General features: G+C 71.4%; 15 protein-coding genes and 1 pseudogene. 8 read left to right on the top strand and 8 right to left on the bottom strand.

Annotated features, from left to right (window positions below):
- Nucleotides 1-3: 3 nt before the first annotated feature.
- The 7 genes from cysC (at nt 4) to ABZ386_RS13625 (ending at nt 6,587) form a co-directional block, all read left to right on the top strand.
- Nucleotides 4-540, top strand: coding sequence for an adenylyl-sulfate kinase (gene cysC / locus ABZ386_RS13595; RefSeq protein WP_351334837.1), 537 nt, complete (start codon nt 4-6; stop codon nt 538-540).
- On the top strand, nt 537-1,475 hold the full coding sequence (gene cysD, locus ABZ386_RS13600; RefSeq protein ID WP_351334835.1) for a sulfate adenylyltransferase subunit CysD: 939 nt from the start codon (nt 537-539) through the stop codon (nt 1,473-1,475). The genes cysC and cysD overlap by 4 nt, the downstream gene beginning before the upstream one ends.
- Nucleotides 1,476-1,477: 2 nt before the next feature.
- On the top strand, nt 1,478-2,812 hold the full coding sequence (locus tag ABZ386_RS13605) for a GTP-binding protein (RefSeq protein WP_351334833.1): 1,335 nt from the start codon (nt 1,478-1,480) through the stop codon (nt 2,810-2,812).
- Nucleotides 2,813-3,034: 222 nt separating this feature from the next.
- Complete coding sequence (locus ABZ386_RS13610; RefSeq protein WP_356669728.1) at nt 3,035-4,138, top strand: aliphatic sulfonate ABC transporter substrate-binding protein; 1,104 nt, start codon at nt 3,035-3,037, stop codon at nt 4,136-4,138.
- Nucleotides 4,139-4,174: 36 nt separating this feature from the next.
- Nucleotides 4,175-4,963 (top strand): ABC transporter ATP-binding protein, encoded by a 789-nt coding sequence (locus ABZ386_RS13615; RefSeq protein WP_355715567.1) that lies wholly within the window; start codon nt 4,175-4,177, stop codon nt 4,961-4,963.
- Nucleotides 4,950-5,843 carry an ABC transporter permease gene (locus tag ABZ386_RS13620; RefSeq protein WP_351334825.1) on the top strand — a complete coding sequence of 298 codons (894 nt, stop codon included), beginning with the start codon at nt 4,950-4,952 and terminating at the stop codon, nt 5,841-5,843. The genes ABZ386_RS13615 and ABZ386_RS13620 overlap by 14 nt, the downstream gene beginning before the upstream one ends.
- Before the next feature lie 3 nt (nt 5,844-5,846).
- A complete protein-coding gene (locus ABZ386_RS13625; protein ID WP_351334822.1) occupies nt 5,847-6,587 on the top strand; it encodes a sirohydrochlorin chelatase in 741 nt (246 codons plus the stop codon).
- A 40-nt stretch (nt 6,588-6,627) separates the two neighbouring features.
- Here the strand turns inward: ABZ386_RS13625 and ABZ386_RS13630 are convergent, their stop codons facing one another.
- The 4 genes from ABZ386_RS13630 to ABZ386_RS13645 all read right to left on the bottom strand — a co-directional run bounded on the left by ABZ386_RS13630 (nt 6,628) and on the right by ABZ386_RS13645 (nt 9,128).
- Nucleotides 6,628-7,452, bottom strand: coding sequence for a GvpL/GvpF family gas vesicle protein (locus tag ABZ386_RS13630; RefSeq protein ID WP_358964782.1), 825 nt, complete (start codon nt 7,450-7,452; stop codon nt 6,628-6,630).
- Nucleotides 7,453-7,694: 242 nt separating this feature from the next.
- Complete coding sequence (locus ABZ386_RS13635; protein ID WP_355715560.1) at nt 7,695-8,069, bottom strand: DUF4440 domain-containing protein; 375 nt, start codon at nt 8,067-8,069, stop codon at nt 7,695-7,697.
- The gene (locus ABZ386_RS13640) at nt 8,062-8,610 is read right to left on the bottom strand and encodes a DUF1697 domain-containing protein (RefSeq protein WP_358964783.1); all 549 of its coding nucleotides are present in this window, start codon (nt 8,608-8,610) and stop codon (nt 8,062-8,064) included. The genes ABZ386_RS13635 and ABZ386_RS13640 overlap by 8 nt, the downstream gene beginning before the upstream one ends.
- Before the next feature lie 197 nt (nt 8,611-8,807).
- Entirely contained in the window at nt 8,808-9,128 is a 321-nt protein-coding gene (locus ABZ386_RS13645; protein WP_157993187.1) for a hypothetical protein, read from the bottom strand.
- A 203-nt stretch (nt 9,129-9,331) separates the two neighbouring features.
- On the opposite strand from ABZ386_RS13645, the gene ABZ386_RS13650 reads away from it, so the two are divergent.
- Nucleotides 9,332-10,282, top strand: a complete 951-nt coding sequence (locus ABZ386_RS13650; protein ID WP_358964784.1) for a zinc metalloprotease — start codon at nt 9,332-9,334, stop codon at nt 10,280-10,282.
- A 15-nt stretch (nt 10,283-10,297) separates the two neighbouring features.
- Here the strand turns inward: ABZ386_RS13650 and mgt are convergent.
- The 4 genes and pseudogenes from mgt to ABZ386_RS13670 all read right to left on the bottom strand — a co-directional run bounded on the left by mgt (nt 10,298) and on the right by ABZ386_RS13670 (nt 14,632).
- Nucleotides 10,298-11,567, bottom strand: a pseudogene (mgt, locus tag ABZ386_RS13655) (macrolide-inactivating glycosyltransferase).
- Complete coding sequence (locus tag ABZ386_RS13660; RefSeq protein ID WP_356616902.1) at nt 11,557-12,849, bottom strand: sugar ABC transporter substrate-binding protein; 1,293 nt, start codon at nt 12,847-12,849, stop codon at nt 11,557-11,559. Before ABZ386_RS13660 ends, mgt begins: the two are co-directional and overlap by 11 nt.
- Complete coding sequence (locus ABZ386_RS13665; protein WP_351334805.1) at nt 12,849-13,682, bottom strand: carbohydrate ABC transporter permease; 834 nt, start codon at nt 13,680-13,682, stop codon at nt 12,849-12,851. Before ABZ386_RS13665 ends, ABZ386_RS13660 begins: the two co-directional genes overlap by 1 nt.
- The gene (locus ABZ386_RS13670; protein ID WP_358964785.1) at nt 13,679-14,632 is read right to left on the bottom strand and encodes a sugar ABC transporter permease; all 954 of its coding nucleotides are present in this window, start codon (nt 14,630-14,632) and stop codon (nt 13,679-13,681) included. Before ABZ386_RS13670 ends, ABZ386_RS13665 begins: the two co-directional genes overlap by 4 nt.
- Nucleotides 14,633-14,732: the final 100 nt, after the last annotated feature.

Raw genomic sequence — 14,732 nt, forward strand, 5'->3', positions numbered from 1 at the left:
CACGTGACGACCGGAGCCACCGTCTGGCTCACGGGTCTGCCGAGCGCGGGCAAGACCACCATCGCCCACGAGCTGGCCGGCCGGCTGCGCGCCGAGGGCCACCGCGTCGAGGTCCTCGACGGCGACGAGATCCGCGAGTTCATCTCGGCGGGCCTCGGCTTCAGCCGCGAGGACCGGCACACCAACGTGCAGCGCATCGGCTTCGTCGCCGAACTGCTCGCCCGCAACGGCGTGCTCACCCTCGTGCCGGTCATCGCGCCCTACCAGGACAGCCGCGAGGCGGTGCGCAAGCGTCACCAGGCGAATGGCACGCCGTACCTGGAGATCCACGTGGCGACGCCGGTCGAGGTGTGCAGCGAGCGGGACGTGAAGGGCCTGTACGCCAAGCAGGCCGCGGGCGAGCTGACGGGCCTCACCGGGGTCGACGACCCGTACGAGGCGCCCGCGTCGCCCGATCTGCGCATCGAGTCGCAGCACCAGACCGTGCAGGAGTCCGCGGCGTCGGTGTACGCCCTGCTCACCGAAAGGGGACTGGCATGACGACGACCGTCGCCACCGTGTCCGAGGAGACCGGCAGCCCGTACGCGCTGTCCCACCTCGACGCCCTGGAGTCCGAGGCCGTGCACATCTTCCGCGAGGTGGCGGGCGAGTTCGAGCGGCCGGTGATCCTCTTCTCCGGCGGCAAGGACTCCATCGTCATGCTGCACCTCGCGCTGAAGGCGTTCCGCCCGGCGGCGGTGCCGTTCTCGCTGCTGCACGTGGACACCGGGCACAACTTCCCCGAGGTCCTCGACTACCGCGACCGCACGGTCGCCCGGCACGGGCTGCGGCTGCACGTCGCCTCCGTGCAGGACTACATCGACCGCGGTGTGCTCAAGGAGCGCCCGGACGGCACCCGCAACCCGCTGCAGACGCTGCCGCTCACCGAGAAGATCCAGGCGGAGAAGTTCGACGCCGTCTTCGGCGGCGGGCGCCGCGACGAGGAGAAGGCCCGGGCCAAGGAGCGGGTGTTCTCGCTGCGCGACGAGTTCTCCCAGTGGGACCCGCGCCGGCAGCGCCCGGAGCTGTGGAACCTCTACAACGGCCGGCACGCCCCCGGCGAGCACGTGCGCGTGTTCCCGCTGTCCAACTGGACCGAGCTGGACGTGTGGCAGTACATCGCCCGCGAGGGCATCGAGCTGCCGGAGATCTACTACGCGCACGAGCGCGAGGTGTTCCGACGCGGCGGCATGTGGCTGACGGCCGGCGAGTGGGGCGGGCCGAAGGACGGCGAGACCGTCGAGAAGCGGCTGGTGCGCTACCGGACCGTGGGTGACATGTCCTGCACCGGCGCGGTGGACTCCGACGCCGACACCATCGAGAAGGTGATCGTGGAGATCGCCGCCTCCCGCCTCACCGAGCGCGGCGCCACCCGCGCCGACGACAAGATGTCCGAGGCCGCGATGGAAGACCGCAAGCGCGAGGGGTACTTCTAGAGATGAGCACGATCACGACCGAGGAGCTCTCGGCCACCACCCTGCTGCGGTTCGCCACCGCCGGCTCCGTCGACGACGGCAAGTCCACCCTGGTGGGCCGGCTGCTGCACGACTCCAAGTCGGTCCTCACCGACCAGCTGGAGGCCGTGGAGCGCGCCTCCGCGAGCCGCGGCCAGGACGCGCCGGACCTCGCGCTGCTGACGGACGGCCTGCGCGCCGAGCGGGAGCAGGGCATCACCATCGACGTGGCCTACCGCTACTTCGCCACGCCCCGGCGGCGGTTCATCCTCGCCGACACCCCCGGCCATGTGCAGTACACGCGGAACATGGTCACCGGCGCCTCCACGGCCGAGCTGACGGTGATCCTGGTCGACGCCCGCAACGGCGTCGTCGAGCAGACCCGCCGGCACGCCGCCATCGCCGCCCTGCTGCGCGTCCCGCACGTGGTCCTCGCGGTCAACAAGATGGACCTCGTCGGCTACGAGGAGAAGGTCTTCGCGGGCATCGCCGAGGAGTTCACGGCGTACGCGACCGAGCTGGGCGTCCCCGAGGTCACCGCGATCCCGATCTCGGCGCTGGTCGGCGACAACGTCGTGGAGCCTTCCTCGCACATGGACTGGTACGGCGGCCCGACCGTGCTGGAGCACCTGGAGACGGTGCCGGTCAGCCACGACCTGAGCCACTGCCACGCCCGGCTGCCCGTGCAGTACGTGATCCGGCCGCAGAGCGCGGACCACCCGGACTACCGGGGCTACGCCGGTCAGATCGCCGCCGGTTCCTTCCACGTCGGCGAGCAGGTCACGGTGCTGCCGTCGGGCCGCTCCACGAAGATCTCCGGCATCGACCTGCTGGGCGAGCCGGTCGACGTCGCCTGGACGACGCAGTCGGTGACCCTCCTGCTGGAGGACGACATCGACATCTCGCGCGGCGACCTGATCGTGCCCAGCAAGGACGCGCCGCCCACCACCCAGGACATCGAGGCGACCGTCTGCCACGTCGCGGACGCGCCGCTGACCGTCGGCCACCGGGTGCTGCTCAAGCACGGCACGCGCACGGTCAAGGCGATCGTCAAGGACATCCCGTCCCGGCTCACGCTCGACGACCTGTCCCTGCACCCGCACCCGGGACAGCTCGTCGCCAACGACATCGGCCGGGTGAAGGTCCGTACCGCCGAGCCGCTGCCGGTCGACTCCTACGCCGACTCGCGGCGCACCGGCTCGTTCATCCTGATCGACCCGAACGACGGCACGACCCTGACCGCGGGCATGGTCGGCGAGTCCTTCGCCGCCCCCGAGCCGGTCAAGGACGAGTCGGACGACGACGGGTGGGACTTCTGACATGACGTCCCCCGACTTCTACTCCATGTTCGCGAAGGAGGGCGGCCGCGTCGGCAGCGGTGCGCTCGGCAGCGGGCAGGGCGGAGTGGCGCGATGTGCGCGCTGACGTACGCGCACCGCTCGCGCGCCCGCACCCCCCACCGCCGTAGACGAAAACCCGCCGACCACCCGGCCACGGCCTGATCGGACCGTGACCGCCGGGCCTGTGAGAGGAACCCCTCCGTGCCTGCATCATCCGCCCTCCGCCGCGGCCTCGCGGTCGTGACCGCGCTGCCCCTGCTCACGCTGGCCGCCTGCGGCTACGGCTCCCAGGCCAAGGACGACGGCACCGCCAAGGTCGCCGCCGGGGCGAAGAAGATCGAGGGTCTCGACAAGGTCAAGATCGGCTACTTCGGGAACCTCACCCATGGCACGGCGCTGGTGGGCATGGAGAAGGGCTTCTTCCAGAAGGCCCTGGGCGCCACCGAGGTCGAGCCGGCCGTCTTCAACGCCGGTCCCTCGGAGATCGAGGCGCTCAACTCCGGTTCCATCGACATCGGCTGGATCGGCCCGTCCCCGGCGATCAACGGCTACGTCAAGTCGGACGGCAAGAACCTGCGCATCATCGGCGGTTCGGCCTCCGGCGGCGTGAAGCTCGTGGTGAACCCGGACAAGATCAAGTCGCTGAAGGACGTCAAGGGCAAGCGGATCGCGACCCCGCAGCTCGGCAACACGCAGGACGTGGCGTTCCTCAACTGGGCCGCCGAGCAGGGCTGGAAGGTCGACCCGCAGAGCGGCAAGGGCGACGTCACCGTCGTCCGCAGTGACAACAAGGTCACCCCGGACGCCTTCAAGGCCGGGTCGGTCGACGGCGCGTGGGTGCCGGAGCCGACCGCGTCGAAGCTGGTCGCCGAGGGCGGCAAGGTGCTGCTCGACGAGTCGACGCTGTGGCCGGACAAGAAGTTCGTGATCACGAACATCATCGTGCGGCAGGAGTTCCTGAAGAAGTACCCGAAGGTCGTCGAGGCCGTGCTCAAGGGCTCGGTCGAGACCAACAAGTGGATCAACGCCAACCCGGACGCGGCGAGGGAAGCGGCGAACAAGCAGCTGGAGCAGGTCTCCGGCAAGGCGCTGCCGGCCGACGTGCTGGACCCGGCGTGGAAGTCGATCCGGTTCACCGACGACCCGCTGGCCTCCACCCTCAACACCGAGGCGGAGCACGCGGTGAAGGCGGGGCTGCTGCAGAAGCCGGACCTGAAGGGCATCTACGACCTCGCCCCGCTGAACAAGGTCCTCAAGGCCGAGGGCGAGCCCACGGTCGACGACGCCGGTCTCGGCACCCGTTAAGCCCGCATCCCGATCAGTTCCCAGGAGGTGACGACCATGGCCACGACTCTCGCCAAGGCCGCCGACGGCACGGCGGCGGCCACGCACGCCGCCCGGATCGAGCACGTCTCGAAGTCGTTCGCGGGCCCCGCCGGGCAGCAGCTCGTCCTGGACGACATCACTCTCGATGTCGCGCCCGGCGAGTTCGTCACCCTGCTGGGGGCCTCGGGCTGCGGCAAGTCCACGCTGCTCAACCTGGTGGCGGGCCTGGACCGGCCGACCGCCGGCGAGATCACCACGGACGGCCGCCCGGCGCTGATGTTCCAGGAGCACGCGCTGTTCCCGTGGCTGACCGCGGGCAAGAACATCGAACTCGCCCTGAAGCTGCGCGGCGTGCCGAAGTCCGAGCGCCGGGAGCGGGCCGAGGAGCTGCTCGAACTCGTCCGGCTGAAGGGCGCGTACGGCAAGCGGGTGCACGAGCTGTCCGGCGGTATGCGCCAGCGGGTCGCGCTGGCCCGGGCGCTCGCCCAGGAGAGCCGGCTGCTGCTGATGGACGAGCCGTTCGCGGCGCTCGACGCCATCACGCGGGACGTGCTGCACGACGAGCTGACCCGCATCTGGCGCGAGACGCAGCTGTCCGTCCTGTTCGTCACGCACAACGTGCGCGAGGCGGTCCGGCTGGCGCAGCGCGTGGTGCTGCTGTCCTCCCGCCCCGGGCGCATCGCGCGCGAGTGGAGGGTGGACATCCCGCATCCGCGCCGTATCGAGGACACCGCGGTCGCGGAGCTGTCCGTCGAGATCACCGAAGAACTGCGTGGGGAGATCCGCCGTCATGGCCAGCACTGATTCGACGACCGTCGCCAAGGACGGCAACGATCTCGCCGGGCTGGAGGCGGGCCTCGACGCGCTGGAGACGCGGCAGACGAGCCGCAAGCCGTTCCGGCAGACCTTCACCGAGAAGATCCTGCCGCCCGTCCTCGCCGTCGCGCTGGTGCTGGCGGTCTGGCAGGCCCTGGTCTCGTTCAAGGTCGTCACCGACCCGACGAAGCTGCCCGCGCCGTCGGCCGTCTGGGACGTCGTCCACACGGCGTGGCTCCAGGGCGAGCTGCTCGGCTACATCTGGACCAGCGTCTCGCGCGGCCTGCTCGGCTTCTGCTTCGCGCTGCTGATCGGCACGCCGCTGGGCCTGATCGTGGCCCGCGTGAAGTTCGTCCGGGCGGCGCTCGGCCCGATCCTGTCGGGGCTGCAGTCGCTGCCGTCGGTCGCCTGGGTGCCGCCCGCGGTGATCTGGCTGGGCCTGAACAACTCGATGATGTACGCGGTCATCCTCCTCGGCGCGGTCCCCTCGATCGCCAACGGCCTGGTGTCCGGCGTCGACCAGGTGCCGCCGCTGTTCCTGCGCGCGGGCCGCACGCTGGGCGCCACGGGCCTGAAGGGCACCTGGCACATCGTGCTCCCCGCCGCCCTGCCCGGTTACGTGGCGGGCCTGAAGCAGGGCTGGGCCTTCTCCTGGCGCTCCCTGATGGCCGCCGAGATCATCGCGTCCTTCCCCGACCTCGGCGTCGGCCTCGGCCAGTTGCTGGAGAACGGCCGCAACGCCAGCGACATGGCGATGGTCTTCGAGGCGATCCTGCTGATCCTCATCGTCGGCATCGCCATCGACCTGCTGATCTTCAGCCCGCTGGAGCGGTGGGTGCTGCGCAGCCGTGGCCTGCTGGTGAAGTGACCCATGGTCCACAAGCCCGTTCTCCTCGTCATCGCCCACGGCAGCCGTGACCCGCGGCACGCCGCGACGGTGCACGCCCTGGTGCGCCGGGTGCGCTCACTGCGCCCCGACGTCCGGGTGGAGACGGGCTTCCTGGACTTCAACGTGCCGTCCGTGCACGGCGTGCTGGAGTCCCTGGCGGTGCAGGGCGTCCGCGACGTGGTCGCCCTCCCCCTCCTGCTCACCCGGGCGTTCCACGCGAAGGCGGACATCCCGGCGGTCCTCGCGGACGCGCCCCCGCAGCTGCGGATCCGTCAGGCGGAGGTCCTGGGCCCGTCCCCGCTGCTGCTGGCGGCCCTGGAACGGCGCCTGTACGAGGCGGGTCTGACACCCGCCGACAAGTCCTCGACCGGGGTCGTCCTGGCCTCGGCGGGATCCACCGACCCGGAGGCGATCGCAGTGATCGCAGAAATCGCGCGGGAGTGGCGGCACACCGGTTGGTGCGCCGTGCGACCTGCGTTCGCCTCCGCATCCCTTCCCCGCACGGAGGACGCCGTCCGCGAACTCCGCGCCCTCGGCTGCTCCCGCGTCGCCGTCGCCCCCTACGTCCTCGCCCCCGGCTTCCTGCCCGACCGCATCGCCCGGGGCGCGGCGGAGGCGGACGTCCTGGCGGACGTGCTGGGGGCGGCACCGGAGGTGGCGCGGGTGGTGCTGGAGCGGTACGAGGCGGCGGGGGTACCGGCGTTGGCGGCTGTGAGCGCCTGAACGCACGGCCGTCGCGGCGGGCATCGGGACGCGGTGACGGTCAGGCGGCGGGCTCCTCGTGCGGTTCCGGTTGGAGGGCGAAGGAGTACGGGGCCCAGGGGCCGGTGACCTCCACGCGGAGGCCGGGGACGCCCCGGGCTGCCGCCAGCAGGCCCGTGCGGAAGGCGTCGACGCGGTCGGCGCGGACGAGGTACGCGTCGTTGCCCACGTTGGTGCCGGGGGCCGAGCCGGCCAGGCTGCCGCGTTCGAGGGTGTGGGCGACACGGTCGACGGAGAGGGCGCCGGCGGTCTCGGTGAGGCGGACGGCGGCCTGGGCGACCGTACGCCAGGCTTCCTCGTTCCTGCGTTGTCTGCGGCGGCGGATCGACAGGTAGGCGCGGCCCGCACCGAGGCCGGTGGCCGGGTCCGGTGCGCTCTCTGTGCCGGGTTCGGGCGGGATGATGTCCGGGGTGGCGTAGATCTTGACGCCGAGTTCCACGTGGCCGGTGAGGCGGTCCAGCAGGGAGAGGAAGTACCCGCGGCGGGTGTCGAGGGCCCGGCGGGCGCTGTCCTCGTCGGGGTAGACGGTGGCGAGGCGCAGGGGCAGGACGGCGGCGCCGGAGGCGACCAGGGCGGCCACCACGGCGTGGTGGGAGCGGACCGTGGTCTCCAGCCAGTCCAGGTCGGCGAGGTGGGCCTCGAGGGGTGCCTCGTCGTAATCGGTGGCCGGGACGTGGCCGACGGCGAAGGCGAGTTGCGGCGTGGTCGTGGCGGGGTCCACCAGGCGGACGGGTTCTCCGGCGACCCCGCGCAGGGGCCCCACCGCCGCGCCGGCCTCGGGGGTGCGGCGCAGGACCGCGTAGGCGTAGACGAGGTCGACCGTCACGGTGCGTTCCTCTCGCGAGACTGCGTGCTCGTGCCTCCGGTAGGTACGGGCGCGGCGGCGGGAACGTTCAGCGAGGGGTTGGCCTTGCTGTCAGGGCAGGAGCGAGCGCCACGGGCTGGTCGCGAGCGCGGGGAAGGCCCGCTGACCGAACAGGGGGGCGCCCGAGGGGCGGTTCGTGGGGACGTGCCGGGACTTCTCGCTCCTGATCACCTCGTACTCGCCCTTCCTGGGCGAGCACCGGGTCACGTTGCCGGGTCGGTGAACGGCGTCGCCTGGTGGAAGTAGAGCAGCCAGGCGCCGTGCGTCCGCCGCCACAGTGAACTGCGGTGGGCGCGGCTGCCGTCGCGCTCCGTGTCGTAGGTGAGGTGGATCAGGTCGGGTGCGAGCTGTACGCCGCGCATCCCGGAGGCGACGGCGGGCGTCCCGTCCGGGTCGGTGGCCGTGGCCAGGAGGGCGATGATGCCGGCCCGGTCCCAGTGCCGCCCCGAGGCGCCGAACTCGTGGAAGTCGGGGTGCAGCAGTGCCGCGACCCGTTCGGGCGAGCGGCGGATCTCCGGGTCCAGCAGGGCCAGTTCGCCCTCGACGGCGGAGTCGACGTCTCGGCTGTGCTCAGGCACCGGTCATCTCCTTCAGCTTGACCACGGTGTTCCAGTTGCGGGTGGTGGCGATCACGCCCTTGGTGACGCGCGGCTTCGACAGCTGCTCGGCCAGCTTGGAGCGGCCGACGCCGTCGGGGGCGTACAGGTACAGGGCGCGGTCGCCGAGGCGGAACTCCTCGGGGAGGAAGGCCGCCTGGTCGATCGCCGCGAAGCGGTCGGGGGTGACGGGCGCGGAGAAGTAGGTGACGTGGAGCTGCTTGGGCTCCAGGTCGGCGGCCGGGAACGGGCACGCGTCGACGATCGACTCCAGGTAGGCGTGGTCGCGCACGATCACGTCGACGCCGAAGCCGAAGTGCTGCTCGACGGCGTGCGCGATCTCGGCGGCCAGGGACTCCTCGTCGCCGTGGTCCGAGGAGAAGACGGCCTGGCCGCTCTGGAGGTAGGTGCGTACCTTGTTGTAGCGGAGGTCCGTCAGGAGCGTGCGCAGGTCGGCCATGGGGACCTTTCTGCTGCCGCCCACGTTGATCCCGCGCAGCAGGGCCGCGTATGTGGTCGTCATCCGCTCACCCTAAGGCGGCCGTCGTGCCCCGTGGGGGTGGGCACGACGGCCGGTGGGCGGCTGCCCGGCCCCGTAAATTACTCATCGGTCATCGCGGGGCACAAGCGTCTGCTCAGGATCCACACACCGGGGAGTCCGCTATGTCTCTCGACAGGTGTAAGGACCACGGTCGGCGGGGCTCAGGCCCCGACAGGGCTTCAGGCGTGGGGCGAGCGCACGTGCAGCACGTCCTCGTCGCAGCGCAGGATTTCCAGCTCCCGGTCCGGGCGGGCGCCTTCGAAGGTGAGCACGACGTGACGGTCCGGGACGAACCGCCAGCGGCCGGGCACGGAGTCCGGGGCGTCACCGCGTCCGATGGGCTGGTCGACGAAGGTGCCGTCGGGCCGGAACTCCATGCCGCGGCGTCCGCGCGCCGGCGGGAAGGGGAAGTCGTCCGGCCGGTACACCCGTACGTCCTCGTGGTCCTCCTCGTGGGAGTGGACCCATGCGCGGAACAGCTCCGACGGGGGCTCTCGCATCGACCCGGCCACCTCGCTCCCCCAGCGTCATCCAAATTGCCGGTCTTATACCAGCATGACTAGGATTATCAGTGTATGGGTTCGGAGGGAACGGGCAACCGGCCGATCCGCCCGGTGCCGCCCGGCCCTCGCGGCGCGTCCCAGAGCGCGCAGTTCCGCCGCCGTGTCGCGCGGCACTCCCCCAGCTCCCCCGAGGGGCCGTCATGTCCGATGCGCAGTCCTATCTCCGTGCCACCTCCGCCGACTACAGCCGCTGGTGCGGTGCCATGGAGGTCGACCGCAGACTCCTCACCCTGAACCCCGAGTACGCCGAGAACCGGGCGCAGATCGAGAACACCGCCTTCACCTACGAGCAGTTGGAGCACGTCACCGGTCGGCAAAGTCTCGTCGACATCCCCGTCGTCGTGCACGTCGTGCACCACACCCCCGAGCAGAACGTGAGCGAGGCCCAGATCCACAGTCAGATCGAGGTGCTGAACCAGGACTTCCGCGCGAGCAACCCGGACGTCAACAAGGTGCCCGCGGTCTGGCAGGACCTGGTGGCCGACGCACGCCTACAGTTCCACCTCGCCCGCACCGACCCGCTGGGGCGCCCCACGGACGGCATCACGCGCACGGAGACCTCGGTCGTCGAGTGGGACACGGACGACCTGGTCAAGTTCACCCTGAGCGGCGGCCAGGACGCCTGGCCCGCCGACACCTACCTGAACATCTGGGTCTGCCGGCTGCGCCGGGGGCTGCTGGGCTACGCCCAGTTCCCGGGCGGCGCCGCCTCCACGGACGGGGTGGTCATCACCCCCACCGCCTTCGGCACCACCGGAACCGCCGCCGCGCCGTTCGACGGCGGCCGCACGACCGTGCACGAGATCGGGCACTGGCTGAACCTGCGGCACATCTGGGGCGACGACCAGGAGGGGTGCAGCGGCAGCGACTTCGTGGCGGACACCCCCAACCAGGCGGGGGCGAACCTCGGTTCACCCGACTTCCCCCATGTGACGTGCGGCAACGGACCGAACGGCGACATGTTCATGAACTACATGGACTACACCGACGACGCCGCGATGTTCATGTTCACCAAGGGCCAGTCGGCACGCATGGACGCCACGCTCGACAACGCCCGGCTGACCCTGACCCGCCAGGCCGTCGCCGTATGACGACGGCCCGGCGAACTAGCACTGACGGGATGACAGTTCGGCCTCGATGAGGTCGGCCGCGCGCCGGGTGCCGCCCTCCTGGGCCATCCCCGCCTGGATCTCCTTCAGGCGGCGGGCCACCTCGGGGTCGGCGACCAGGGCGAGAGCCGCCTCGCGCAGGGCTTCGGCGGTCGCTTCCTCCGTGGGCAGCAGCCGGGCGACACCGAGGCCCTGGAGCATGTCCGCGTTGCCGAACTGGTCGGCGGCCTGCGGTACGGCGATCATCGGCGTGGCCGTGGCCAGTCCCTCCTGGCTGCCGCCCGCGCCGGCGTGCGTGACGAACAGGTCGGCCTGCCTCAGGATGGCCTGTTGCGGCACCCAGGAGCGCACCTCGACGTTCGCCGGAACCTCCCCGAGTCCGGCCGGGTCGACGTGCTTGCCGACCGAGAGCACCAGGTGCCAGCCGGGCAGGTCGCCGAAGGCCTGCACGCACTCCCGGTAGAAGCCCGGCTGCTTGGTGAAGGCGGATCCGAGCGAGACCAGCGCGACCTTCTCGGCACCGGCCGGCCGCCGCCAGTCGCCCTCGGCGGCGCGGTCGCCCTGGCAGGTGCCGACGAAGGAGTACACGCTCTCGTCGACCCGGTCCGCGTTCGGCTGGAGCGCCCTGGGGATCAGGACGATCGAGCGGTCGGGCCGGCCCCCGAACGCGTCGGGGTGCAGGGTGATGCCGTTCTCCTCCAGCCAGGCGTGGAAGCGGGCGTAGTAGGCGCGGCCGCGCTCGGTCTTCTTCGGCTCCTCCCACAGGGGCCGGGCGACCTCCTCCTCGAACCCCTCCCAGGCGACCATGGCCGGTGAGAGGGAGATCGCGGGCACGCCCCAGCGGTGGGCGAGGACCCGGCCCGGATAGGAGGCGATGTCGTGCAGCACGAGGTCCGGCTCGTCGCCCTCGTACGCCTCGATCAGCTGCGGGAGGGCCTGGATCGCGTCGTCGAGGAACGGCTCCACGTTGTCCAGCAGCGTGCTCCCCCACGCCTCCGGGTCGTCGTCGGGCGAGGGCAGCGTCGAGGTCCAGGGCTTCACCTCCGCCCCGGTCTCCGCCACCTTGTCGGCGAGGACCGGCGGGATCGCGTAGGTCACCCGGTGGCCGCGCGCGACGAGCTCGCGGATCACCTCGAGACTCGGGTTCACATGGCCGTGGGCGGCGATGGAGAACATGGCGATGTGCGCGCGACTGGTCATGCACCCGACCCTACGCGAGACGAGACGTCTCGTGCAACTTGTTCGTCTGTGCGAGGTCAGCGCTGATAGCGGGCCAGCACCAGGTTGCCGTCCTCCTCCAGCCGTTCCCGCAGGTCCTGGAGGCCGATGGCGCCGCTGTAGTACTCCTGGAGGGCCGGCGTCGCCACCTTGTCCTTCCACTCGGGGTAGCCCCGCACCGTCTGCGCGGGTGCCGGGCGCAGGTGCTGCGCGAGGGCGGTGCCGGTCGCCCAGCCGTGGCGCGCGGTGTGCAGGGCGGGGTCCTTCAGCGCCTGGACGCCGGTGGGGAGCATCCAGTCGCCGAGGGCGAGTCGGACCATGTTCTTCGGTCTGAGGAGGAAGTCGATGAAGGCCACGGCCTCCTTCTTGTGCGGGCTGTCCTCGGCGACGGAGAGCGTCTGCGGACTGACGCCCTGGGCCAGGCCGCCGGTGCCCGCCGGGGCGGGCAGCACCCGCCAGTCGAAGCCCTCCGGGGCCTGCTGCACGATCTGCTGGCGGTAGGAGAAGCCGAGCGGGACCATCGCGTATCTGCCGCCGAAGAACCCGGGCAGGGTGTCGGAGCCGCCGCTGCCCAGGGTGGTGGGCGAGGCGCTGCGGTCGGTGCCCACCTGGTCGTGAATCGTGCGGGGCACCACCTGGTCGGCCGCCTCGAACCGGACCGTCACCTTGCCGTCCGCCCCGCGGTGGAAGAGCTGCCCGCCCGCCGACAGGGAGAGGTTGAGGGTGGCGGAGACCGGTTCCTTCAGGGGCCAGGCGACGCCGTACTTCCCCCGGCCGCTGAGGCGTTCGGTGATCCGGCGGAACTCGCTCCAGCTCCACGGCTGCTCCGGTGTCGGGATCCGCACGCCGGAGCGCTCCAGCCAGGTCGCGTTGGCGATCAGCACGCGCGGCTCCTGGAGGAACGGCACGCCGTAGACGCCGTCGCCGAAGGTGGTGGTCTCCCAACTGCGCCGCGGGATGTCCGCCTTGAGGCGCGCGGGCAGCAGGTCGGTGAGATCGGCGAGGTAGCCGCCGTAGGCGAAGTCCGCGAGGTCGTCGGAGGCGTCGTGGATGATGTCGGGTGCCTCGCCGCCCTCGAAGGCGGTGAGGAGCTGGTCGTGGACGCTGTCCCAGCTGCCCTGGACGTACTCGACCCGGACGTCCGGGTGGGTGGCGTTCCACTCCGCCACCAGCTCCCTGTTGGCCCGGACGGACTCCTCCTGCCAGGCCAGGGACTGGAAGCGCAGGGTGACGCGGCCGTCGTCGCGGATGCCGCCGGAGGAGCAGCCGGCGAGGAGCAGCAGGAGGATCAGGCCCAGCAGGCGGGCCCGCACCGGCTTTTCACGGCGCATCAGCTCTTCACCGCCCCGGTCAGCATGCCGCCCGTGATGCGCCGCTGGATGAGGGCGAAGACGACCAGCGAGGGCAGGGTGGCGAGGAACGCGGCCGCCGCGAGCGGGCCGAGGTCGGCGACGCCCTCGGCGCCGATGAAGTGGGTGAGCACCACGGGAAGGGTCTGTTTCTCCGGGGTCTTGAGCAGCACGAGCGCGAAGAAGAACTCGTTCCACGCGGTGATGAAGGCGAACAGCCCGGTCGCCACGATGCCCGGCGCGAGCAGCGGCGCGGTCACCGACACCAGCGTCCGCACCCGGCCCGCCCCGTCGACCGCCGCGGCCTCCTCCAGCTCGCGCGGCACGGCCCGTACGTATCCGGCGAGCATCCACAGCGCGAAGGGCAGCGCCCACACCACGTACACCAGCACCAGCCCGGTCACGGAGTTGATCAGCCGGAGGTTCTTCAGCACCAGGAACAGCGGGATGATCAGCAGCACGAACGGGAACGCCTGGCTGACCACCACCCAGCCCGTCACCGCCTTCGCGAGCCGGGTGCGGCGCCGGGCGACGACGTAGGCCGTCGGCGTGGCGATGAGCACGGCGATGAGGGCCGCTGCGAGCGCGGCCAGCAGGGAGTTGAGGGCCGCGTGCAGCAGCGGCTGCTCGTCGAAGGCCTGCCGGAAGTTGGCGAGGGTGGGGTTCTCGGGGATCCACGTCGGATGCAGGCTGCCCAGCTCGCGCGGCGGCTTGAACGCGGTGGAGACCAGCCAGAGGAACGGGAAGGCGAGGAAGACGAGGTAGGCGAGCAGCGCGGTGTACTGGCCGACGCGGGCCGGGGTGCTTGTCCTCACGCGTCGTCACCTCCCTTCAGGCGGCCGGCGAGGAACACGGCCAGCGCGATCGAGATCACGGCGACCATGACGCATCCCATCGCAGCCGCGTAGCCGAACTGCCCGTAGCGGAAGGCCTCTTCGTAGGCGAAGAGCATGGGCAGGCGGGTCCGGCCGCCGGGGCCGCCGTTGGTGAGCACGTAGACCAGGGCGAAGGAGTTGAAGTTCCAGATGAGGTTGAGCGCGGTGATGGCGAGGGCGATGGGCCGCAGGGCGGGCCAGGTGACCGTGCGGAAGCGGCGCCAGGCGCCCGCGCCGTCGACCGCCGCGGCCTCGTGGAGTTCGCGCGGGGTGTTCTGCAGCCCGGCGAGCAGCGCGACCGTCGTCTGGGGCATGCCCGCCCAGACGCCGACGAGGATCACGGCGGGCAGCGCGGTGGCCAGCCCGCTGAGCCAGTCCCTGCCGCTGCCCAGGCCCAGGTCGCGCAGGGTCTCGTTGAGGATGCCCGCGTCCGGGTTGTAGGCGAGCCGCCACATGATGCCGACGACGACCTCGGGCATGGCCCACGGGATGATCGCCAGGGCCCGGGCCAGCCAGCGCAGCCGCAGGTCCTGGTTGAGCAGCAGGGCGAGGCCGAGGGCGAGCAGGAACTGCGGCACGGTCACGCCGACCGCCCACACCAGGCCGATCCGGAACGACTCCCAGAACAGCGTGTCGTGCAGCAGGTCCCGGAAGTTGAGGCCGCCGATCCACTGGGTGGGCTCGGTGCGGCCCGACTGGGCGTCGGTGAAGGCCAGCAGGATGCCGTAGAGCAGCGGGCCGACGCTGAGGACGAGGATGGGGATCAGGGCGGGCAGCACCAGGAACCAGGCGCCGTGGTCGACGGCTCGCCGGGGCCGGTCCCCGCCGGGCTTCCGGCCGGCCGGTCTTCTCGGTGGCGAAGGTGGCGAGGCCTCGGTCACCCATGTCACGGAATCAGCCCCTTTGCACGGCTCGGGTGGCCACGTCATGCTCGTGAAGGGGGTGTGCCTCGTCAAGGCACCGCGCACGCACCGCGACCTGTGCCGATGC

It is taken from the genome of Streptomyces sp. NPDC006140 (genome assembly GCF_040628815.1).
Lineage (GTDB): Bacteria > Actinomycetota > Actinomycetes > Streptomycetales > Streptomycetaceae > Streptomyces.

Excerpts from the sequence above, each read along its gene's own strand:
- ABZ386_RS13640 (WP_358964783.1), bottom strand. The coding sequence starts at position 8,610 with ATGACGACCACATACGCGGCCCTGCTGCGCGGGATCAACGTGGGCGGC.
- cysD (WP_351334835.1), top strand. The coding sequence starts at position 537 with ATGACGACGACCGTCGCCACCGTGTCCGAGGAGACCGGCAGCCCGTAC.
- ABZ386_RS13615 (WP_355715567.1), top strand. The coding sequence starts at position 4,175 with ATGGCCACGACTCTCGCCAAGGCCGCCGACGGCACGGCGGCGGCCACG.
- ABZ386_RS13650 (WP_358964784.1), top strand. The coding sequence starts at position 9,332 with ATGTCCGATGCGCAGTCCTATCTCCGTGCCACCTCCGCCGACTACAGC.
- ABZ386_RS13620 (WP_351334825.1), top strand. The coding sequence starts at position 4,950 with ATGGCCAGCACTGATTCGACGACCGTCGCCAAGGACGGCAACGATCTC.
- ABZ386_RS13625 (WP_351334822.1), top strand. The coding sequence starts at position 5,847 with ATGGTCCACAAGCCCGTTCTCCTCGTCATCGCCCACGGCAGCCGTGAC.
- ABZ386_RS13660 (WP_356616902.1), bottom strand. The coding sequence starts at position 12,849 with ATGCGCCGTGAAAAGCCGGTGCGGGCCCGCCTGCTGGGCCTGATCCTC.
- ABZ386_RS13605 (WP_351334833.1), top strand. The coding sequence starts at position 1,478 with ATGAGCACGATCACGACCGAGGAGCTCTCGGCCACCACCCTGCTGCGG.
- ABZ386_RS13645 (WP_157993187.1), bottom strand. The coding sequence starts at position 9,128 with ATGCGAGAGCCCCCGTCGGAGCTGTTCCGCGCATGGGTCCACTCCCAC.